Here is a 22139-nt window from a genome sequence, read left to right as displayed (position 1 = left end):
TCACCGAAGAGAACTTTGCCCCACTTGTCCCACGTGGCAGACTGGCGACATGACCAGCGCGCTCACGACCTCTGCTGTTCAGGCGTACGAAGGTATTCGTGGTCGCCGATTTCGCACGTGAGCGCATACTCGACGGGGGACAATTCAAGGCCGAACAGGTCTGTTTCACGGTGGAGGAATCAGATCGGTAACGGGGCAGGGCCGCACGCCGATCGAAGTTCTGACACGAGGAGAAGAAAGTATGAGCACCTCTACTGAGCCGATTGATCAGCCCGCGACCGGTTCCGATGCGACGTTGCCGAGTAGTGAGGCGGAGATCGAGAAGCTCCGCAAGGAGATCGATCGCCTCGACGCCGAGATTCTCGCGGCCATCAAGCGGCGCACCGAGGTCTCGCGCATCATCGGCCGCACCCGTATGGCCAACGGTGGCCCGCGCCTGGTGCACTCCCGCGAGATGAAGGTGCTGGAGCGCTTCAGCGAACTGGGTCAGGAAGGTCACACGCTGGCCATGCTGCTGCTCCGCCTCGGCCGCGGCCGTCTCGGCCACTGAGATACAGCCGCCTCGGCCACGGCCCCACCGACCGGACCGCCGAGGCAGCTCACCGAGACCACGCGGCGATCGTCTCGACGAACTCCGCGACCCCAGGCCGCCCCGGGTGCCGATCCCCCGGGGCGGTCGTTTCGTATCCGGGGACTGCCGGATCAGGGCAGGGCGATGTACTTCGTCGACAGATACTCCTCGATCCCCTCGAAGCCGCCCTCGCGGCCGAATCCGGAGGCCTTGACCCCGCCGAACGGCGCCGCCGGATCGGAGATGACGCCGCGGTTGACGCCGACCATGCCGCTCTCCAGGCCCTCCGCGATCCGCAGCGCACGATCCAGGTCGCGGGTGTAAACGTAAGCGACCAAACCGAATTCGGTGTCGTTGGCGGCGGCGAGGCCCTGCTCCTCGGTATCGAATCCGATGATCGGCGCAACCGGTCCGAACACCTCTTCGCTCAGGATCCGGGCCTGCTCGGGCACCTCGCACAGCACGGTCGCCGGGTAGTAGTACCCGGTCCCGCCCGGCGCCTTCCCGCCGATGCGCACTTCGGCGCCGCGTTCCACGGCGTCATCGACCAGTTCGCTGACCGTGTCGAGCTGGTCCTGGTTGATCAGCGGGCCGAGGGTGGTCGACGGGTCGTCACCGGGGCCGAGTTTCACCTCCTGCATGGCGGCGACCAGTTTGTCGGTGAACTCCGCGCGCACCGAGTTGTGCACATGGAACCGGTTGGCGGCGGTACACGCCTCGCCGCCGTTGCGCAGCTTCGCCAGCATCGCGCCCTGCACCGCGGCGTCGATGTCGGCGTCGTCGAAGACCACGAACGGGGCATTGCCGCCCAGTTCCATCGAGGTGCGCAGCAGGCCGTTCGCGGACTTCTCCACCAGTTTCTTGCCGACCCCGGTCGAACCGGTGAAGGTGAGTTTGCGCAGCCGCGGATCGTTGATCAGCGGCTCGGTCACCGCACCGGAACGGCTGGAGGTGATGACCGACAGCACCCCGTCCGGCAGCCCGGCCTCGCTGCACAGCTTCGCCAGCAGCAGCATGGTCAGCGGGGTGGCCGAGGCGGGCTTGACGATCATCGTGCAGCCCGCGGCCAGGGCCGGGCCGATCTTGCGGGTGCCCATCGCGAGCGGGAAATTCCAGGGTGTGATGGCCAGGCACGGCCCGACCGGCTGTTTGTGGACGACGATGCGACCGGTGCCGGTGGGCGCGGTCTGGTAGCGGCCGTGCACCCGGACCGCTTCCTCGCTGAACCAGCGGAAGAATTCGGCGCCGTAGCGCACCTCGTTGCGGCTCTCCGGCAGCGCCTTACCCATTTCCAGGGTCATCAGCAGGGCGAAGTCCTCGGTGCGCTCGACGATCCGCTCGTAGACCGCGCGCAGGATCTCGCCGCGTTCGCGGGCCGGGGTGGTGGCCCAGCTGTCCTGTGCGGCCACGGCCGCGTCGAGGGCGCGCACGGCGTCCTCGGGCGTGGCGTCGGCGACGTGTGCGAGGGGCTCTCCGGTCGCCGGATTCTCGACCGCGAAGGTGGCGCCACCGGTGGCATCCACCGGCCCGCCGATCCAGAGTCGAGTGGGGACGGATTCGAGTAACTCGGTTTGCGACACCATGTGCTCAGGGTAGGCCGCGGTGGACGTGAGCGCGGGCAACTGCCGGTGGGCCGGGACTACCTGCGCGTAGCGAAACCGGTCTGTAATCTCGCCTGGGTGAGCAGCGACATCACCGCGACGGCGGCCTGGCGGAAACTGCACGATCACTATTCGGCCGTGGCCGACCGGCATCTGCGCGAGTTCTTCGCCGAGGATCCGGAGCGGGGACGAGAGCTGACCGTCGAGGTCGGCGACCTCCATATCGACTACAGCAAGCACCGCATCACCCGCGAAACCCTGGATCTGCTGCTCGATCTGGCGGAGACGGCGGGTGTGGCCCGGCGCCGGGACGCGATGTTCGCGGGCGAGCACATCAACACCTCCGAGGACCGCGCGGTGGGCCATGTCGCGCTGCGTCTGCCGCCCGGCGCCTCGATGACGATCGACGGCGCCGACGCGGGGGCGCAGGTGCACGAAGTGCTGCGCCGGATGGGCGATTTCACCGATGCGGTGCGCTCGGGGCAGTGGCGCGGCGCGAGCGGTGAACGCATCACCACGGTGGTGAACATCGGCATCGGCGGCTCGGATCTCGGGCCCGCCATGCTGTATCAAGCCTTGCGGCACTATGCGGATGCCGGTATTTCGGCGCGATTCGTCTCCAATATCGACCCGGCGGATCTGATCGCGAAGCTCGACGGCCTCGATCCGGCGCGCACCCTGTTCGTCGTTGCCTCCAAGACGTTTTCGACGCTGGAGACGCTCACCAATGCCACCGCGGCGCGGCGCTGGCTGGTGGCGGCACTCGGCGAGGACGCGGTCGCCAAACATTTCGTGGCGGTGTCCACCCACGCGCAGCGGGTGGCCGATTTCGGCATCGATACCGCGAACATGTTCGAGTTCTGGGATTGGGTCGGCGGCCGCTATTCGGTGGATTCCGCGATCGGGCTGTCGATGATGGCGGTGATCGGCACGCAGCGTTTCGCCGAATTCCTGGCCGGAATGCACAGTGTCGACGAACATTTCGTCTCCGCGCCGCCGGAGCGCAACGCGCCGATCCTGCTCGGACTGCTCGGGGTCTGGTACTCGAATTTCTTCGGCGCCCAGTCCCGAGCGGTGCTGCCGTACTCCAACGATCTTGCGCGGTTCCCGGCCTATCTGCAGCAGCTGACCATGGAGTCGAACGGCAAATCGGTGCGCCTGGACGGCAGTCCGGTGACGACCTCGACCGGCGAGATCTTCTGGGGTGAACCCGGCACGAACGGACAGCACGCGTTCTACCAGCTGCTGCATCAGGGCACCCGGCTGGTGCCGGCCGATTTCATCGGATTCGCCCGTCCCACCGACGATCTCGCGACGCGCGACGGCTCCGGCAGCATGCACGACATCCTGATGAGCAATCTGTTCGCGCAGACGAAGGTGCTGGCCTTCGGCCGCACCGCGGCGGAGATCGAGGCCGAGGACGGCGGCACTCCGGATTTCGATCCGGCCCTGGTGCCGCATCGCGTGATGCCCGGTAACCGGCCTTCCACCGCGATCCTGGCGCCGCAGCTCACCCCGTCGGTGGTCGGGCAGCTGATCGCGCTCTACGAGCATCAGGTCTTCGTCGAGGGCGCCATCTGGGGGATCGACAGTTTCGACCAGTGGGGCGTGGAGCTGGGCAAACAGCAGGCGCTCGCACTGGAGCCGCTGCTCACCTCCGCCGAAGATCCGGCACCGCAATCGGATTCGTCGACCGATGCGCTGATCCGGTGGTATCGCGGCCACCGCTGACCCGCCACCGCGGAAAATACCTCGCCCGGATGCGTAATTGATCTCATGCCGGGAATGTGAGCACGGCGCTGCCACGGGCCGCCGCGCCGTTGTAACGTCCGGAATATGACCTCGGTTGCACAACATCTGCTGTGGTTCCTGCCGATGCTGTGGCTCGGCATGGTGCTGGCTATCTCTTTCCTGGAGGCACCGCTGAAGTTCCGGGCGCCGGGGGTGACGCTCGCCCTCGGGCTGGGGATCGGCCGGATGGTGTTCAAGGCGCTGAACATCACCGAGGCCGTGCTGGCGGTGCTGCTGCTGATCTCGGCGGCCGTGGTCGGCCCGGCCGGGGCGACCTGGGGGTGGCTGATCGGCGCGGTGGTCGTGCTGGCGATCCAGGTGGTGGCGGTGCGGCCGCCGCTGACCCGGCGGTCGAACCGGGTCCTGGCCGGCGAGGACGGACCGCGCTCGACGGCGCACTACTGGTACATCGGACTGGAGCTACTCAAGGTGGTGGGCCTGATCGGACTGGCCCTCGCCGCCGCCCCGTGAGGTCCGGACCGCAGTGCGCATCACCGGTTAGGTGAGATCACCGCGGCAACAGGTCGGTGAGCGCGTCGTCCAGTGTGGGATACCGGAATCGGAAACCGCTGCGGCGCAGTACTTCCGACGTCGCATGGCGGCCGGTGAGCCCGAGTGCGGCATCGGTCCGCAGGACGATCGCGCCCAGCTTCAGGATCGGCGCCGGGGTCGACGGAGCGGGTGGGCGATGCAGGTGCCGGCGCAACGCGGCCATCAATTCGCGATTGCGAACCGGATGATCCGTTGCGGCGACGACGATTCCGTCGGGCAGCGCGACCTCCGGATCGAGCCCGAGGCCCGCACGAACGACGGCCAGCCAGTCCTCGATGTGGATCCAGCTGAACCACTGGTGTCCGCTACCCACACTGCCTCCCAGTCCCGCTTTGGTCAGCCCGATCAGCCGGCGCAGCGCGGGCGCGGCCGGGTCGAGCACGATGGAGGTCCGCAGGATGATCCTTCGCTCGGCGTCGGCGCCCGCGAAGGCCTGCTCCCACGGCTGCGCGACTCCGGTCATCTGCGGAAGCCCCACGGGCAGCGGAGTCGTTTCGGTGCACCGCGTTTCGCCGGCATCGGACCAGATCGCGGTCGTGCTCGCCTGGATCCAACGGGACAGCGGCCGGTCCAATGTGCGGGATGCGGCGACCAGAGCGGCGGTGGATTCGACCCGGCTGCGGCGCAGGAGGTCGATATTGCGCTCGGTGGGCCGGCAGTCGACGAGTTGCCCGGCCAGGTTGATCAACGCGACGCGCCCGGGTCCGCGCAATTCGTCCACCCACTCCCCCGCCGTCCGGCCGTCCCATCGGACTTGACGGAACGGTAGTGCCGGATCCGGTCGGCGGGTGAGAAGGGTGACCCGATGTCCGCGGCAGGTCAGATCCGCCGCGATCTGCCGGCCCAGCGCACCGGTACCTCCGGCGATCACCACCGCGAGAGCGTCCTCGGCGGGCTCGATTCCGGCCGCGAAGGCCAGGCGCGCGAAGCGGATTCGCGCCTCGGCCGCCAGCCGCGCACCGATGACACGCCGGACGATCCGCGCGGACGGCCCGCGCAGTTCGAACTCCTCGGATACGTGCGCACCGTCCGGCCGGGGCGTCAGTCGCCAGGTGATGCGCAAGGCGCCCGCGGGTTCCGGTTGTTCGATACCGAGTTCCCGGCCGGCGTCGTATGCGGTGATGCGGAACGGCGCGGCCAGCCGGCCGTGGACGGCCGCGCTCACCGCGCCGCCGGGTAGGTAGTCACCGGTGCCGCCGACCGCGGCCGGACCGTGCAGCACCACCGAAGCGACGGCCGAATTCCATTCCGGCCACCGGGTGAGATCCCCCAGCACCGCCCACAGCCGCTCCGGCGGCAGCGCGATGAACTGCTTGTACGTCGTTGTACGAGACATGACTCGATCCAATCCCGCGGCCGCGACCACCGGAAGGGTGTGCTTGCTCACCCGGACCCGTTGACTTATGCAGGTAAATACCTGCATAATTTTTCCGTGCAACCCGAACCGGATATGGACGTGGTCTTCAAGGCATTGGCCGACCCGACTCGGCGACTACTACTGGACCGGCTTCGCGAGCAGAACGGGCAGACCCTGCGCGAACTGTGCGAGCGGGTGGAGATGGCGCGCCAGTCACTGACGCAGCATCTCGACATCCTGGTGCGAGCCGGACTGGTCACCGTGCTGCGACGCGGGCGGGAACGGGTGCACTACATCAATCCGGCACCAATCCACGACATCGAACACCGATGGATCTCCGTCTTCGACAGGCCGCGACTGGATGCGATCCGGGCCATCAGAAACCAGGCTGAGGAGTACGCCATGAGCACGACCGTGCCCACCTACGTCTACGTCACCTACATTCACGCCAGTGCCGAACAGGTCTGGAAGGCACTGACCGACGCCGATCTCACCGCCCGCTACTGGGGACATGCGAATGTGTCCGACTGGCAACCCGGTTCGAGCTGGGAACACCGCCGCGTCGACGGCTCGGGCGCCGTCGACGTCGTCGGCGAGGTGATCGAATCGGATCCGCCGCACCGCCTCGTGGTGACCTTCGAGGACATGCCGGATGCCGACCGGTCGCCGTCGCTGGTCACCTTCCTCGTCGAACCGCACCGGGATATCGTCCGGCTCACCGTCACCCACGAGAATCTGCCGAATCAGGAGATGCTGCAAGGCATTTCGAGCGGATGGCCGGCGGTGCTGGCCAATCTCAAATCCCTGCTCGAGACCGGCGACGTACTGCCGCAGGCCCCGTGGGAAATGTCGAGCGAACCGGTGGGCTGAGCCGAATCGGGCGAATCCGGATCAGACGAAGGCGCGCTGCAGGATCGCCTCGGTATCCACCCCCACCGGGAGGGTGCCGAAGGCGATCCCCCAGTCACCACCGAATCGGCTGGCGCAGAACGCATCCGCGACCGCGGCATGGCCGTGCCGCACCAGTTGCGCGCCCTGCAGCACCAACGCCATCAGTTCGACCACGCGCCGGGCGCGGAACTCGATATCGCCGAGGTCGGTGAGCTCCTTGCCGATCCGGTCGATCGCGTCGTCGAGGTGGTGGTTGGCGCCGCGGGCCAGCGACACCTCGTTGAAGTAGGCCTCGACCGTCTCCGGCTGACGGCCCATGGCACGCAGGGCGTCCAGCGCCGCCACATTGCCCGAGCCCTCCCAGATCGACATCAGCGGCGCCTCCCGATACAGCCGCGGCATACCCGATTCCTCGACGTAGCCGTTGCCGCCGAAGCATTCCAGCGCCTCGGCCGCGTGCGCCGGGGCACGCTTGCAGACCCAATATTTGGTGACCGCCAACGCGATTCGGCGCAGTGCCGCCTCGGCGGGGTCGGTCGCGGCGCGGTCGGTGGCACCGGCCAGCCGCATCATCACCGTCGTCGCGGCATCGGATTCGATCACCAGGTCGGCCAGCACATTGCGCATGGCGGGCTGGTCGATCAGCTTGGCGCCGAACGCTTCCCGATGCCGCGCGTGGTGCGCGGCGTAGACCACGCCGGTGCGCATGCCGGTCGCGGAACCGATCACACAGTCGAGCCGGGTCATGTTCACCATCTCGATGATGGTCTTCACACCCGCGCCCTCCGCGCCGACCAGCCAGCCGGTCGCGTTCTCGTACTCGATCTCCGAGGACGCGTTGGACTTGTTGCCCAGCTTGTCCTTCAGGCGCTGCAGCCGCAGCGTGTTGCGGGTGCCGTCGGGCAGCACTCGCGGCAGCAGGAAGCAGGACAGGCCGCCGGGTGCCTGGGCCAGCGTCAGGAACATGTCCGACATCGGCGCGGAGGTGAACCACTTGTGCCCGACGACGCGGTAGGTTCCGTCGGATCGCGGTGTGGCCGTGGTGGTATTGGCCCGGACATCGGAGCCGCCCTGCTTCTCCGTCATCGACATCCCGGCGATCAGTCCGGCCTTCGACGAGGGTTCGCGCAGACCGAAATCGTAGGTGCGCGAACCGAGTAGCGGCTCGAAACGGGCGGCCAGTTCCGGGTTGTGGCGCAAGGCCGGAACCGCGGCGTAGGTCATGGAGATGGGGCACATATGTCCGGCGTCGGCGATGCCCCAGGTGTAGAACTTCGCGGCGCGGGCGACGTGCGCGCCGGGCCGGTCGTCGAGCCAGGGGCTGCCGTGCAGGCCGTGCCGTACCGCGACGTCCATCAGGTTGTGCCAGTAGGGGTGGAACTCCACCTCGTCCACCCGATTGCCGTAGCGATCGTGCGTGTGCAGCACCGGCGGGTACGCGTTGGCCAGCCGGCCCCACTCCTGCGCCTCGAAACTGCCTGCCAGCGTGCCCAATTCGCGCACTTCGGCTTCCGCCCAGTCGGCGCCCTCGCGGTGCAGGCCCTCGATCAGGGCCGGGTTGCGGGAGAAGTCGAACGGGGTGATCGGCGGGACCTGGTTGAACACTTCGTGGGTGGCCATATGAGTTCTCCTATTCGTGCGCGCCGAGGGCCCGCAGGGCGAAGGCGACGAGTTCGGGCACCACGGATTCGCTCTGCAACTGCTCGGCCAGCGGTCCGACCAGCACCTCACCGATGGCGCCGACCAGGGCGGCGGCGGTGGTGCGCGGGTCCTGGGGCGGCAGTTGCCCGGCGCCGACACCGTCGGCGATCGCGGTCTCGAAGGTTTCGGCGAACGCCCTGCGGAAGCGCAGGCGTTCGGTGTCGACGCTCGCGTCCACCGGTTCGGCGAGCAGGACGTAGGCGAGTTTGGGATTCTTCAGCGCGCGCCCGGCGAAGGTCTCCACCGCGGCGGTGACCCGCTCGACCACGCCGCCCTGCGCCCCGGCCTGCGCGACCGCGGCGACCTCCCGGGTGACGACGTCCCGGAACACGGCGGTGACCAGTTCGGCCTTACCGCTGAAGCTCTTGTAGACGGTTCCGGTGGCGACCCCGGCCTCCGCGGCGACAGTCGCCATCGAGAGCCCACCGAAGCCCTGCTCCGAGAGCACCTTCATGGCCGCGTGCACGATGGCGCGCGACTGGGCGTCCAGTCGCGCCTGCACGGCGGGGGTTCTGCGGTACGCCACGCAAGAAGTGAATCATACATTCATTTCTTGACGCAAGGGCCGGGGCGGGCCGTATGGTCGAATTCGTGAGCGTACGAATCGAGCGCAGCGGGCCGGTCTTCACGGTGATCCTGGATCGCCCCGAGGCACGCAATGCCGTCGACGGACCGACCGCGCGGGCGCTGGCGGCGGCGTTCCGCGAATTCGATGCCGACGACACGGCGGCGGTCGCGGTGCTCTGGGGCGCGGGCGGCACCTTCTGCGCCGGGGCGGATCTGAAATCGCTGGGCACCGAGAAGTCCAACCGGGCGGCCGAGGACGGCGACGGGCCGATGGGCCCCACCCGCATGACGCTGTCCAAACCGGTGATCGCCGCGGTGTCCGGCTACGCCGTAGCCGGTGGACTGGAACTGGCGCTGTGGTGCGATCTGCGAATTGCCGAGCAGGACAGCACTTTCGGCGTGTTCTGCCGCCGCTGGGGCGTCCCGCTGATCGACGGCGGCACGGTGCGACTGCCGCGCATCGTCGGCCACGGCCGGGCGATGGACATGATCCTGACCGGCCGTGCGGTCGCCGCACCCGAGGCACTGCAGATCGGACTGGTCAGCCAGGTCGTGGCCTCCGGCGAATCGCGCACCGCCGCGGAGCGGCTCGCCACCGAACTGGCGGCGCTGCCGCAGACGTGCCTGCGTTCGGATCGGATGTCGGCGCTGGAGCAGTGGGGACTCGACGAATCGGAGGCGATGACTCGCGAGTTCCGCTACGGCTTCACCGCGCTGGCCGACGGTGCGCTCGAGGGTGCGCAACGGTTCGCCGGTGGTGCGGGCCGGCACGGATCGTCGGCCTGAGCGGCGATGGGCCGGCTCACCGTCGTCGACGAGATCTTCCTGCGCGCCCATCGCGGTCTGGGCACTCCCAGTGCGCTGCAAGGGTTGTGGCGCACCGCCGACCCCATCGACCGCCGGCTGCTGGAACAGATCCACGCCGCCCTGCGCGTCGGCCCGCTCGGCCGCCGCGTCGTCCGGCCGCGGGTGCCGGGTGCGCGGCCGTACTGGCGGCGCAACGACGGCGCTCATCCGTTGCGCATCGCCGGCGGCGGCATCGCCACCGCTGATCTGCTGAGCTGGGCCGACGAACAGGGTTACGAGCTGGATCCGGAATTCGGGCCGGGTTGGCGGCTGTCCGCGGCGGCGCTGCGTGAGGGCGGTTCGGTGGTGGCGCTGACGTGTTCCCACGCCCTCGCCGACGGACGCGGCCTGGCGCTGGCCGTCGACCACGCATTGTCCGGCACACCGCTCACGGAATATGCGGCGCCGCAGTCGGATTGGGCCGATGCGGTGCGACAGTGGACCACCGTGCTGTCCGGCACCGCACGCGCCCTGCGACACGGGGTGCCCCGGGGATCCGATGGCGGGCCCGGACGCAGCGCCGAAACGGCGACGACATCCGATGCGGTGCTGCAGTTTCCGGCGGCGGACTGGGAGCTGGCCGCGGCGGGGCGGGGCGGCACGGCCAACAGCCTGTTCCTCCACGTCGTCGCGAAGATGCTGTGGGACAGCGGCTTCCCCGCGTCGGCGATAGCCGCCGCCGTACCCGTCGACACCCGCGACGATCGCCGGGTCAACAACGACATGGCCATGACCGAAGTGGTGGTCGAGCGCACCGATACACCCGGGACCTTGCGCGAGAAGTGCCGTGCCGCATACGAATACCGGATCTCCGGTCCGCCGGGCATGCCCGCGGAACTGCTGCAGGTGCTGCCCGCGCGCGTCGCCCACCGGCTCTCCCGCGGTGCGGGGGAACGTGACATCCTGTGTTCGAACATCGGCACCCTGCCGGCCTCGCTGGCACAGCTGGGCCCGCATCGCTGCACCGGCGTCGCCGCCCGGGCCATCCATCCCGGATTGCAATCGACGGCACTCCCCCGCACCCGCCTCGCGGCCTACCTGTCCCGGATCGGACACACGTACACCCTCGCGCTGGTGGGTCTGGATCAGGAGTACATCCGATCCCCCGCTGTGCTGGTCGATGTCGCGCGCAAGGAAATCGAGCGGCTCGAGGTGCCGGTCACGGTCTGGTGAGCCGGTATTACCGCCGAGGGGAGATCGCTCCCTCTGTTTCGGCGAATTCGCCGGTCCGGATACGCGCCACCACGTGGTCCGGGACAGCCGCCGGGCGCGCCAGGTCGGGCGCCGGGATCGGCGTGCCGAAGGCGTAGCTGACCGGAAGCAGACCCGCCCAGGCGTCGCTGTTCAGGTCGGCGGGATCGTCGGAGGGGTCGCCGGTACGGGTCTTCACCGAGGCCTCGGTGAGGTCGAGAGCCAGAACCAGGGTGGCCGCCAGTTCCTTCTTGTCGGGCGCACGGACGGTGTCCCAGGCGCCGGGGGCGGAATGTTCGACGATGGCGCGCAACGCGCGCAGCCGCTCCTCGGGATCGGTGACCTCGACCGGGCGCCCATGGATGACGGCCGAGCGGTAGTTCATCGAAAAGTGCATGGCCGCACGGGCATACACGATCGCATCGACCACCGTCACCGCCACCGAGATCTCGCCGGTGAGAGCGGCGCGCATATTGCCCGCACCGGTCGATCCGTGCAGGTAGAGCGTGTCGTCCACCCTTCCGTAGATGGTCGGCAGCACGACCGGCGTGCCATGCAGCAGCACGCCGATATGGCAGATCAGGCCGGCGTCGAGAACGTCGTCCAATGCCACGCGGTCGGTCGCCGCGCGGTCCCGGTAACGAGTGACGGTGCTGCGGCGGGTGGGAGAAAGCGCAGGTCTGGGAACTGGTGTGGCGGTCATGTGAACAGCATTGCGCGGCGAATGGCATCATGAAATGGCCAATATGGCGGCTTTCTAGAAGTCCACTTCGGAGCGGATCGGAGAACAACGTGGACGAACTGCCGCTCGCGGTCGATCGCTCCGACCGGCGTCCGCTGTCGGTACAGGTAGCCGACGAGCTGCGCAACGCCGCGACCGACGGGCGACTGCGCGGCGGTGACCGTATGCCCTCGTCGCGAGCCCTCGCCGCCCGGCTCGGCGTCAGCCGCACCGTGGTCACCGCCGCTTACGACCAATTACATGCCGAGGGCTGGATTTCGGGTCGGCACGGATCGGGGACCTACCTCACCGCGGCACCGGTTCCCGCCTCGAACCACATAGCTGCCCAGGCGGATTCGGATTCCGCCCGGGAGCTGCTGGACCTCGCGCCCGGCGCCCCCTGCGCGGAGGCGATGGACAGCGCCGCATGGCGACGGGCCTGGCGGGCGGCAGGTGATCGTGGCCCCTCGGTGCGCAAGGAGCGCGCCGGCGATCCCGGCTATCGGGCCATGGTCGCCGAACATCTGCTGCGCCATCGCGGACTGCGCGTCGATCAACCGGCACGGATCATCGCGACCGCCGGAACCAGTTCCGCCGTAGCCGAATTCGCCCGTGCGGTGCTGCGGCCCGGCGATGCGGTCGCCATCGAAGATCCCGGATATCTGCGCGCGGTCGGCGCCTTTCGTTCCGCCGGAGTCGAGGTGGTCCCGGTGCCGATGGACCGCGACGGGATCCTGGTCGAATCGATTCCCGCTCATGTCCGCGCGGTGTATTGCACTCCGGCACATCAATTTCCACTCGGCGTACGGATGCCCGCAGGGCGCCGGATCCAGCTCGTGGACTTCGCGCGGCGCACCGGCGCGGTGATCATCGAAGACGACTACGACGGGGAACTGCGCTACGACAGCGCACCGCTGCCCCTGCTCGCCGGGCTCGCACCCGACCTGGTCGTCCACCTCGGCACCACCTCGAAGATCCTCTCGCCCACGCTGGGCGTCGGATGGCTGGTCGCCGCCCCATGGATCGTGGCGGCCGTACTCGAGCACCGCGAGTCGACCGGCGCCTGGCCGGCCCCGGCCGGTCAGCTGGTGCTGGCCGAACTCGCTCGCCACGGCGATCTTGCCCGCCATCTGCGCCGATTGCGCCGGGAAATGCCGCCCCGGCGCACCCTCACCGTCGCGGAACTAGGCCGCCACGGCCTGGACATCCGCGGCGACGACGCCGGATCCCACCTGGTGGTTCCCCTCCCCGACGCGGCGGCCGAAAGCCGTGCGATCGAGCTCGCGCGCCGCCGCGGTGTCCTCCTCGACGGGTTGGCCCGCCACCACGCCGGACCTCGGCAGGCCTTCGGCATCGCGCTGGGATACACCGCGGTGCCCCGTGACGAACTTCCCCGCGCCCTCCGGATCGCCGCCGAATGCCTCGCGGCCGCCGCGCACGGAACGAACACCGATCCGAATCACTAAGACGGGCCCCTTGGCGAACTCCGGGTTCTGCGCGGATCACTTTCCAGGGCTGGCAATAGCAGCCCGGTTGCATCCGGGCCTCGGTTACGAAATTCTCGATCCGAATGCGGCCCTGACAAGCGATAGATCGAGGCGGTGGTGGGAATTGCTTCTACTCCTCCCGAGGTCGAGGTGCGCAGCCGCGGGAGTGGTCGCGTATCGGTATGTCGTGGATCAGGGAGTGTGCGGTGATCTGGTCCGGGAGTGAGGATCTCGCGGACGTGGCGGACCGGATCACCGCGGGCTTACGCGAGCTCGCGCCACCCGGATGGCAACGGCTGGAGGCATCGTTCGCGGTGACCGTTGTCACCGAGTCGGCGTTGTTCCTGGTCGATGACGGTAACGGGCCGATCAGGTGTCAGGCGTCGGACGAAGTGTGGGCGTCGGTGCGCCGGCACCGGCAGATCTCGGCCGAGCTGGAGAGCGAGCCGTGGTGGCGGATAGTGGTGCGCGCCGACGCGGAGGAGGCCGAGGTCGTCGTCGATCACGGGGCCGAGCCGTTTCCCGGCGAGCAACTGTTCGCGCCCCAGGCGTACCTGGCCGACCTGGACCGTCATCCGCGCCGTCGGTTGCCGGTGTGGTTGGCGGCGTATCTCGGGCGCGGTGAATCCCAGTCGAGGCCACCACGCGCCGCCTGGGACGGAATGCGGGCGGACCGGAGTGCGGGGGTGCGGCCGGTGCCGGTCACCGGAGAGTTGCCGGACCTGCGAATCCTATGGGCACGGTGGGCGGTACTGGCCGCGGCCTTCGTGGCGGCCGGCTCGGAACGGGGGCCACGAATCGGCCCGTCCGTGGGCATCTTCGAAAGCGCGGAACACAGCGGCTCGACGTTGACGGTGCTTCCCGGGGATCGGGCGGTGCTGTCGGGGGGCGTATGGGAGGCCCCCGCTTTGGACGTCGCTTACAACGGCGGTGGCGCGATGCCGAAAGTATTTGCGGGAGCGCCGGATTGGGTGGCGGACCCGGTGCTCAATCCGCGGGTGCTGACCGGCATGCTGTCGTTTTGTTACTGGTGGGAGGAGGGGCAGTGGTACCGGGGCGAATCCGCTCCGATGTCGGAATGCGCGGCGGCGCTGCCCGCGGTGTGGACCGCCGATACGGTGGCGCGAGTAGTCGCCGATGTGGTGGAGAATCCGTCGCCGGATGCCGCCGAGTTGCTGGTATCGGCCGCACAGGCCGCCGCGGTGACACGTGAGGCGATCGTGCAGGTGGTCGGTGACGACACCGGGGTCGATGTCGCCGGTGCGCTGTTCCAATTCGTCCTCGCGGATCTGGTTGCCGGCGAGATCGCCGGGATCGGTGAAGCGGAGGCGTTGACGCTGGTCCGCGATCACATCCGCGAGCGCGGGTACGATACCTCGGACTACCCCACGTCATCCTTGCGAGCCGACCGGGTCAGCGTGGGCTGGATGGTGCGATCGCCGGTGCCGGACAACGACATCGCCCTGGATCGTGCGGTCTTCTACGTCGCCGACGACGGTGTCGTGGAGCGCTCGAGTTCGTCGGTGCCGCTGTCGGTTTTCGTGACCGACTTCGAGCGACGGCTCCGCCTGCGGGTCGGCGGCCGGAACTGACGGTTCGAGGCGGAATATGAGCGGCGAACTTCGACTGGACCTGGCGGGCCTGCGCGAACGGGGTGCACGGCTGACCGAACTCGCCGACCGGGTCGGGCAGACCTACGCGGGACTGCGGGATTGCCTGGATCAGGCTCGCGGTAGCTGGGGCGACGACTATATGGGCCGTCAATTCGCCGAGCAGTTCACACCGCACGCCGATCAGATGCTGGCCAATGTGCGGGCGATGGAGAAGGGGCTGCATAGTACGGCGGCCGGAATCGTCCGTGTCGCAGACGAATTCGACGCGCAGGATGCCGGCAACGCCGCCCGGCTGGCCGACGCGGCGGATGATCAGGCTCCGGGAAGCGGGAGTTCGCCAACGCTTCAACCGAATAATGCGGCCAGCCCGACGGCGCCGGTCGACACCGGTGCACAGGTCCCGTACGACCCCGCTGCTTCCTCCCCGGGACGCAACTCCGCGGGCGCCGACGGTCCGGCGCAGCGCGCCGGCGGGACGCAGCACGCCGGACAACCCCCGGCCGGTGGTTCGCAGTCACCGAACGGTTCTCCGGCGCGGACCGTCCCGCAAGATGGGGCGCAGTCCCGCTCGCCGTGGAATCAGGATCGGCCGACGTCCGATCCGTCCGGGCAGGACGGGCGCAACCCCGCCGGTGGCTCTGGTCGCCGGACCTCCCCTGTTTCGGCGCGGCCGTCCTCGTCGGCACCGCCTCCCGCCGACCGCCGCGCCGCGCCGGGAGCCACGGACGCCTCGTCCGGCGGCCGAGCGACACCGACGAAACGGGGCGATACCCCGTGGGGAGGGCAGCCGCCTCGCCCTTCCGGCACACCGGGAAGGACCGAAACCCCCGGAAAGACCGGATCTCCCAGCCGGCCGGAGTCGAATCCCCGGCACGGTTCCCCGCCACGATCCGACCGATCATCGCGCGACAAGGCGCGTGCGGATGATCGGCGCCGCTCTCGCGAGCAGCGGGCGTCCGACCCGATGATCGGTTGGCTGGCGCGAACAGTGGCCGAGCGCCACGGTGTAGAGGTGACCGGGTTCGACACACCCGGCCTCCAAGTGCCGCCCGTCCGTGACTTTCTGGCAGCGGTGGACCGGGTTCTCACCGATTACCCGATGATCCAGTTGGATTCGGTCGCGGTAGCGGAGCTCGATGGTGAACGCGGCACGGTGCGATGGCGTCGTGAACCGGGCGACGAGGGCGCCACCAGCTCGATGACGCTCGACCTGCGCACCGCGCAAGAACCGGCGGCCGCCCCGACCCCGGAACCCGGAGGCGAGCCGGTGCGATCGGACATCTATCCGGCAACGCTCCACGAGTTCGGCCGGGCCCTCGACGACGCCGGTGGCGGCGTAGCGCGCAAACAGGCGCAGCGTGTCCTGATCGGGGAATACCTGCGCCGGGAGCCGCGGCCGGACCGCACACTCGCCGAAGTGGTGAGCGGTTACCGGGACTGGCGAGCCGGTTTGGCCGGGAAGTCCGCGATCCCAGGCGAATTCGATGTGGGCCACGCCCTCGGAATCGCGTTCGCCGAAGTGGTGCAGCACGGTGCCGAGGCGGGCATACAGGCGAGATTGCTGCATGCGGTGCTGGTCGCCGCGGCATCTCGACCGGTGTAGGTGGTGCCGGTGGACGGTTCGTTGTTCAGCCCCGTCGTCGAGCTGCGGAACACCTTCGAAAGTCTGCCCGACATGCTGCGGCGCCCGATCGAGATGGTGGTCTTCGGCGGAGAACTCCCGCGCGCCGACATCTCCGAGATGCGCCGGATGGCCGCCGAGCTCCGGGCACGTGGCGAGGAGCTGGACGGGCACTCCAGGGAAATCAAAGCTGTTCTTGCGCAAGAAGATTCGGTAGGCGAGCTGGCCGACCGACTGCGCGAGGCATTGCATTCCTACGGAAAAGGCGCGGCTCAGCTCGGTAACGACGCCGCCACCCTGGCCGACCAGGCGCAGGCGGCCGCCAACGACGCGGAGAAGTGGCTGTGCGTGATGTTCACGTTCGGTATCCACTTGGCGTGGCGCATCTTCGGTGTGGTGAGCAGCGCCGCGGCCGCGGGTCCGGCCGGCACCGCCGCCGCGGCGCCCACCGTGGATGCCATGCTGGTCGAGGGGCGCGGCGAAGTAACGGCCATGCGGGCGGGCCTGGAACGGGCGATCCAGGCCGGTGCGGCGAAGGCGGCTACTCGGCTGGCCGCGGCGGGACCGTTGCAGTTCGCCATCATGCTGGGCAAGGCGGCCGCGCTGCCCGTGGGCGTGGACGCGGGTGTGCAGGCGCTGCAGGTCGCCACCGGCGATCGCACCGCTGACATCATCGGATCGGACGGTTCGAATCCGACCGGTGTCGATCTGAAGTCGATCGAAGTCGCGGCCTTGGCGGGGATCGGTGGGGCGGCGGGCGGCATGCTCGCCGGAAAGTTCGCGCCGATGGTATTTCCCAAGATCGCAAGCAGCCGCCTGGCCATGGGTTTGGTGCACGGCACCGCTGGCGCGATATCGGGTCTGGGTGCGGCTTCGATGGTGGCCGGTTGGCCGCAGCATTACGACCAGGTGCTCGCGCCGCTGCTCAACGGTGCATTCGCCGGGGGCGTGTATTCCCGCGGCGGCGCCCCCGCGAGGACCGTCGACGGCGGCGGAACCTTCACACCACCCGACGCGTTCTCGGCAGGGCACGACGGGAAAGCCGCGACGCCTCGGCGCCCGGTCGAGGTGTCGGCGGAATCGAAACGGGCGTGGGAAGACGCGCAAAACGCATGGGGCCCGACCGCGGAGACAACGAAGACCGCAGGTGAGCGCGGCGGGGCTCGCGTCGAGGTCGAAGGGCAGACCGCGGCGGCGCAACCACGCCCGCGTAGCGAACAGGGTGCATCGACGGCAGCGGACGGAGCCGGTGGCCGCCAGTCCGGGCAACAGGTCCGTCCCGCATCCTCCGACGCCGCCGCGGCACGGTCGGGCACGCATTCCGAGACGGCCACTCCGGGCGAGCGGCCACCGGCCGAGAAAACGGTCGCCGCCGGGAAGGCGACCGCGCCCCTATCGGTCGAGGCGGTGGGCGAAACCTCGCCGCCGCCCAAGCTCCCGGCGAGCCCGCCACGCGGAGTAGGCGAGGTTCACGAAAGGGCCGCCGCCCCGGGAGAAAACAGTGCGCAGGCGAAAGCCGGGCCGAGCCCGGCCCGAGAACACACTGCGGTCGCGGACGGCGCCGGCAACGAGACATCGGCACGACCCCATCCGGTCGCCGAGGGCGAAGCCGGTTCGCCGCCGGGCGCTCGCGACGAGCACGAATCCTCGGGTGGCGGAGAGCGTTCGGCCCCGCAGCGGGATGCGACCGCCGAAAAGTCCGGCCCGGAAAGTCCCGAGCACTCGGGCCGGACCGAGACCGACGGTGCCGAAACGCCCGTTGCGGAAAAACATCCGTCATCGGTGCACGATGAGCAGAGCGTTCCGACCGCCGATCACGACAGTCTCGCCGATGCCGCCGGTCTGCCGCGCAGCGACCGCGACAAGGCGGTCGATCTGCTGATCGACTTCCACCAGGCCTCCGCCGAGCATGTTCCGGAGAGTCAACGCCTGTCCAACCTTCCGGACGACGTGCTGATGGCCGGCCTGCACAGCGGCGACGAGCACCAGTCGTTGCTGGCGACGATGGAGATCATCCGGCGCGGCACGATCAGCGAGAAGGTGCCCGGCGGCATGGTGCTGCGGGTCGAACAGGCCGAAGCCGTCTACGCGATGAAATCGCGTCCGGTAGAGATGAAACCCGGCGAGGGCAAATCGCTGGTATTCATGGCCGGCGCAATCCAACGTGCGGTGCAGCACGATTCGGTTCTGCTCGTGACCACCACCGATGGACTGGCCAACCGCGAAGTCAGCACGTATCGGAAGCTGTTGACCGGCGATGAGGAATTCGCCGACATGCAGAACGTGCTGGGCAAATTCGGGATCGACGTGTTCCGCGCCGATCAGCAGCACGGTTTCGGGCCGATCACGACAGGGCGGCCTGCGATCGTGGTCGCGACCGGCGAGACAGTCGGGCATCTGTGCAACGCCGGTATCAAGCCACCGCGCCATGCGCTGATCGACGAGATGGACGGCATCATCGACCGGGGTGAACGGCAGTTCCTCCGGTCGGAAGGTGTCGAGCAGGCGGCGCCGGAGGCAACCGCCAAGCAGGTATTCGATGCCCACGATTTCCTCACCGAGGCATTGGCGAAAGGGGCTCTGTCACACGAGGATTTCGGCCTCCGGCGCATTTCGGAGGAAATAGGAGAGCATGCCGATGGGTCACCGGAGGTCATGTACTGGTACGACGGTCAACCCGAACTCACGCCCGAGGGCCGGGCGAAGGTCGAGGCACTGCCCGGCGGAAAAGACTGGCTGGACGGAATGGGCGCCTCCCGGCTGGAGACCGCGGCCCACGCCGAATTTCTCGTCCGTGAAGGCGTCCACTACGAGATGGACGCGGGCAAGATCGTCATCATCGACCAAGCCGAACACGGCCTGCAACGAAACCCGAAGACCTCGAGTGAATCACGGTGGAGCGCGGAGCCGGGCAAGGCGAGTCTCGCCCAAGCCATCGAAGCCAAGGAGTTCCGGGCGGCCGAGGCTCGAGGGGAGAAGGCCGACGCGCATCGGATCGTGGTGCGCGCGGATGCGGAGTCCGCCAAACGCATCGATTCGGTCGAAATCTACCGTGTCGGTGGCGAATCCTTCTTCGATGAAGTGACCGGCGCATCCGGCACCCTCACCGACCTGAACCCCGTACTGAACAAGATCTACGGTCTGCAGGAGGCCCACGAGGTCGGACGGTCGCAGACGCATCGGCTGGTGGAGGGTCAGCATGATGTGGTCGAGAGCACGCATGCCAAACTGCGCGCGATTGCCGAATACGCGAACGAGATGCGGGCCGGAGGCGAGGGCCGGTTCCAGGAGATCCTCTGTCACCGCAACGATCTGGTCGCCCGGCAGGTCGAGGCACTGGTGCGCGCGGGAGTGCCCCGAGAGGCGATCGAAGCGGTGGACGCCAAGCGGATCATCGGCTGGGGCGCGGACTGGGAAGCCCAGTTGCAGAAGGTCTTCGACGAGGCCGGTGAGCAGGGCAAGATCCTGGTGATCAACAAGCAGGGCCAGCGCGGTGTCGATATCTCGGTATCGGAAGCGGTCAAGGTCAAGGGCGGCATGCATGTCTGGATGACCGAGGCTCCTGAGCAGTCCTATATCCACGAACAGGCCAAGAACCGCACCGCACGTAACGGTCAGCGTGGCAGCGCGCAAGTGGTGATGTCGACGCAGGACGCCCTGATCCGCAATGCCATGCACCTGCGCGGAGTCCGTGAGGCGGTCGTTCATTACGAACAGGCCGTGGCCGCCCACCAGGCCGATCCCACCGCCCAGACCCACGATGCGGTCGTCGCGGCGAGCCATGCCGTGCGGGAGATGGCACCGGAACTGCAGCAGCGCGCGCTGCGGCATTCCACCGCGGAGTTCATCCGCCATCATGCCTTCTCGACCGGCAACGTCCCCCTCACCCTCGCCGAAGCCGAGACCGGGTTGTACGGCGAACCAGACTTCACCCGCCCGGATGAGCCGGCGGACCAGGCGAGAAGGCTGGCCGGTTTGCTGGGAATCCCGGCTCCGGCCGTCGCGAACCAGATTGCCGAACTCGAACGCAACGGTGCCACCGATCCGGTGCGCGAACTGCTGAATCGGGCCGGTCTCGCACCCGCCACGGCGGAGGCGCTGCGGCAACAAGTCGAGGCCACCGCCCCCGCGAAGGCGCGCGAGCGAGCGGGGCTCAGCGATGTGGACGCACTGATCGAGATAATGAAGTGGCGGAACCAGCTCGCCGACGAACTCGGTATGCCGAGCGCGGATATCGAAGGCGCCGAAGGCATGCGCATGCTCGATCCGCTGCTGACCGAGGCGAGAGGCGCCCTCGCGGCAGCGCTGGGTTATCCGGCCGCCGGCATCACCCCCGTCATCGCCCGCGACATCCTGGGCGAAGCGGTCGGCGATCACTTGACCGCCATGAACACCGGCCACGCCGTGGGAAACGATATCGATTCCGCGGCAGTAGTTCCCGGACCGGTGAGCCGGGACGCCGATATTTCGGACATTCAGAGCGCGGAATCCCACAATCCGGACGTCCAAGCGGCAGCCGACCGAGATGCAAACGCCGAGAACGCGGACAGCAGAGACGTCGCCGCAGGGGCGGACGCCGACATCGTCGCCGCCGCGTCGCAGTATCTGGCCACTTCGACCCTGCTCGATCTGGTCGTGCAGATCCACCGCCGCAGCCCCAACAGTTGTGTCAACAATGCGGTGACCGGCATGCGAGTGTTGTGCCCCGACAACCCCCGCCGTTTCGAGATGCCCGCCGCCAGCCTGGGGGGCCACGGACGCGATGTGGTGCGAAAGGTGTTCGGCGCCACGCTCCAGAAAAGGGATTCGCTGGAGCAGGCCGCCGAATCGTTGAAGTCCCGGCCGGGCGGGATCAGCGTCCTGGTCTACAAATGGAAGGACACCCGAGCGAGCGGCAGCGCCGACGCCGACGACCATATGGTCCTGCTGATCAACGACAGCGACTCGATCGACGAACCGAACTTGGTCGTCGTCGACCTGGCGGCCTCGCGGGACGGTGACACTACGAACGACTACGGTCCCCGGGACCTGCGAAACCGCCGCGCGATGCTGAACAAAGCTGTCGGATTCGATGAATGGCGCCGCGAGCAACACAGGTTCATCGATCGGATGCCGGTGGAGAAGCGGCTGTTCGAGACCATCGAGTTCGACCGCGACGGCAACCTCGTCACTGATTCGCGCCGGGGCGCCCCCGCCGCCGAGGCCCGACAGCCATCCCGGCAAGTCGTCGCTCCCGACCCCACGATGGACGAATTCGATGCGATAGTCGCTGGGTTATCGGACCTGGGCACGGCGATGCCGATCCGACTGGATGCCGCAGAGACCGTATCGAACGATCCGCGCCGCGACGAACGCATAGAGGTCGGTCGTCGACCCTATGAGGGCCCGGCCCCCATAGCTGCCGAAGACCAGACCGGTGCCGCACTGGGGAGCATCGGCAGCAGGCCGTCGGAGAACGCGGCGAATCAGCCGGCTCAGCACACCGCGAATGCGTTGAACCGTGCGCGGGGTGAGTGGATCACGGCGCGGCGTCACGACAAGGGCCGGCGTGACGGCGCGAATATGACTGCGGCAGACCTGGCCAGAGCTATCGGCGTCAATCGCAGCACCATGAGCCGGATCGAACAGG

At 68.5% G+C, this 22139-nt stretch carries 15 protein-coding genes (1 of these 15 running past the window's edge); 10 read left to right on the top strand and 5 right to left on the bottom strand.

All coding sequences use genetic code 11. The features are described from left to right. Positions 1-241: 241 nt before the first annotated feature. Positions 242-550, top strand: coding sequence for a chorismate mutase (locus IRT45_RS21405; RefSeq protein WP_036505489.1), 309 nt, complete (start codon positions 242-244; stop codon positions 548-550). 152 nt (positions 551-702) lie between these two features. Here IRT45_RS21405 and IRT45_RS21400 read toward each other — a convergent pair whose 3' ends face one another. Then, entirely contained in the window at positions 703-2154 is a 1452-nt protein-coding gene (locus tag IRT45_RS21400; protein ID WP_194807618.1) for an NAD-dependent succinate-semialdehyde dehydrogenase, read from the bottom strand. A 96-nt stretch (positions 2155-2250) separates the two neighbouring features. Here IRT45_RS21400 and pgi point away from each other — a divergent pair, with 96 nt between their 5' ends. Both pgi and IRT45_RS21390 read left to right on the top strand, forming a co-directional pair. Continuing rightward, the gene (gene pgi, locus IRT45_RS21395) at positions 2251-3903 is read left to right on the top strand and encodes a glucose-6-phosphate isomerase (RefSeq protein WP_194807617.1); all 1653 of its coding nucleotides are present in this window, start codon (positions 2251-2253) and stop codon (positions 3901-3903) included. A 105-nt stretch (positions 3904-4008) separates the two neighbouring features. After that, positions 4009-4434, top strand: coding sequence for a hypothetical protein (locus IRT45_RS21390; RefSeq protein WP_194807616.1), 426 nt, complete (start codon positions 4009-4011; stop codon positions 4432-4434). 37 nt (positions 4435-4471) lie between these two features. On the opposite strand, the gene IRT45_RS21385 is transcribed toward IRT45_RS21390, so the two are convergent. Beyond that, positions 4472-5851 (bottom strand): DUF1731 domain-containing protein, encoded by a 1380-nt coding sequence (locus IRT45_RS21385; RefSeq protein ID WP_194807615.1) that lies wholly within the window; start codon positions 5849-5851, stop codon positions 4472-4474. Positions 5852-5971: 120 nt separating this feature from the next. Here IRT45_RS21385 and IRT45_RS21380 point away from each other — a divergent pair, with 120 nt between their 5' ends. Beyond that, the gene (locus tag IRT45_RS21380) at positions 5972-6742 is read left to right on the top strand and encodes a metalloregulator ArsR/SmtB family transcription factor (protein ID WP_309241083.1); all 771 of its coding nucleotides are present in this window, start codon (positions 5972-5974) and stop codon (positions 6740-6742) included. A 21-nt stretch (positions 6743-6763) separates the two neighbouring features. Here the strand turns inward: IRT45_RS21380 and IRT45_RS21375 are convergent, their stop codons facing one another. Continuing rightward, positions 6764-8383 (bottom strand): acyl-CoA dehydrogenase family protein, encoded by a 1620-nt coding sequence (locus IRT45_RS21375; protein WP_194807614.1) that lies wholly within the window; start codon positions 8381-8383, stop codon positions 6764-6766. Between the two features lie 10 nt (positions 8384-8393). Continuing rightward, complete coding sequence (locus IRT45_RS21370) at positions 8394-8990, bottom strand: TetR/AcrR family transcriptional regulator (RefSeq protein WP_194807613.1); 597 nt, start codon at positions 8988-8990, stop codon at positions 8394-8396. A gap of 53 nt (positions 8991-9043) precedes the next feature. Between IRT45_RS21370 and IRT45_RS21365 the strand changes: the two genes are divergently transcribed. Both IRT45_RS21365 and IRT45_RS21360 read left to right on the top strand, forming a co-directional pair. Beyond that, positions 9044-9817 (top strand): crotonase/enoyl-CoA hydratase family protein, encoded by a 774-nt coding sequence (locus IRT45_RS21365; RefSeq protein ID WP_228534724.1) that lies wholly within the window; start codon positions 9044-9046, stop codon positions 9815-9817. 6 nt (positions 9818-9823) lie between these two features. Continuing rightward, positions 9824-11050, top strand: a complete 1227-nt coding sequence (locus IRT45_RS21360) for a hypothetical protein (protein ID WP_194807611.1) — start codon at positions 9824-9826, stop codon at positions 11048-11050. Positions 11051-11057: 7 nt separating this feature from the next. Here the strand turns inward: IRT45_RS21360 and IRT45_RS21355 are convergent, their stop codons facing one another. After that, entirely contained in the window at positions 11058-11771 is a 714-nt protein-coding gene (locus IRT45_RS21355) for a pyridoxamine 5'-phosphate oxidase family protein (protein ID WP_194807610.1), read from the bottom strand. Between the two features lie 89 nt (positions 11772-11860). Here IRT45_RS21355 and IRT45_RS21350 point away from each other — a divergent pair, with 89 nt between their 5' ends. From IRT45_RS21350 to IRT45_RS21335, 4 genes are all read left to right on the top strand, one after another. Beyond that, entirely contained in the window at positions 11861-13255 is a 1395-nt protein-coding gene (locus IRT45_RS21350) for a PLP-dependent aminotransferase family protein (RefSeq protein ID WP_309241081.1), read from the top strand. Positions 13256-13482: 227 nt separating this feature from the next. Next, positions 13483-14868, top strand: a complete 1386-nt coding sequence (locus IRT45_RS21345) for a hypothetical protein (RefSeq protein ID WP_228534723.1) — start codon at positions 13483-13485, stop codon at positions 14866-14868. 16 nt (positions 14869-14884) lie between these two features. Continuing rightward, complete coding sequence (locus IRT45_RS21340) at positions 14885-16492, top strand: hypothetical protein (RefSeq protein WP_194807608.1); 1608 nt, start codon at positions 14885-14887, stop codon at positions 16490-16492. A 9-nt stretch (positions 16493-16501) separates the two neighbouring features. Further along, positions 16502-22139, top strand: partial view of an MFS transporter gene (locus IRT45_RS21335; RefSeq protein WP_194807607.1) — the 5' portion only. 22895 nt of this gene lie beyond the right edge of the window; only the first 5638 of its 28533 coding nucleotides appear in the window; its start codon is at positions 16502-16504; its stop codon lies off the right edge, out of view.

Origin of the sequence: Nocardia sp. BSTN01 (assembly GCF_015354405.1) — a bacterium.
In the GTDB taxonomy this organism is placed as follows: Bacteria; Actinomycetota; Actinomycetes; order Mycobacteriales; family Mycobacteriaceae; genus Nocardia.
This window is presented reverse-complemented; position numbering and strand designations above follow the sequence as displayed.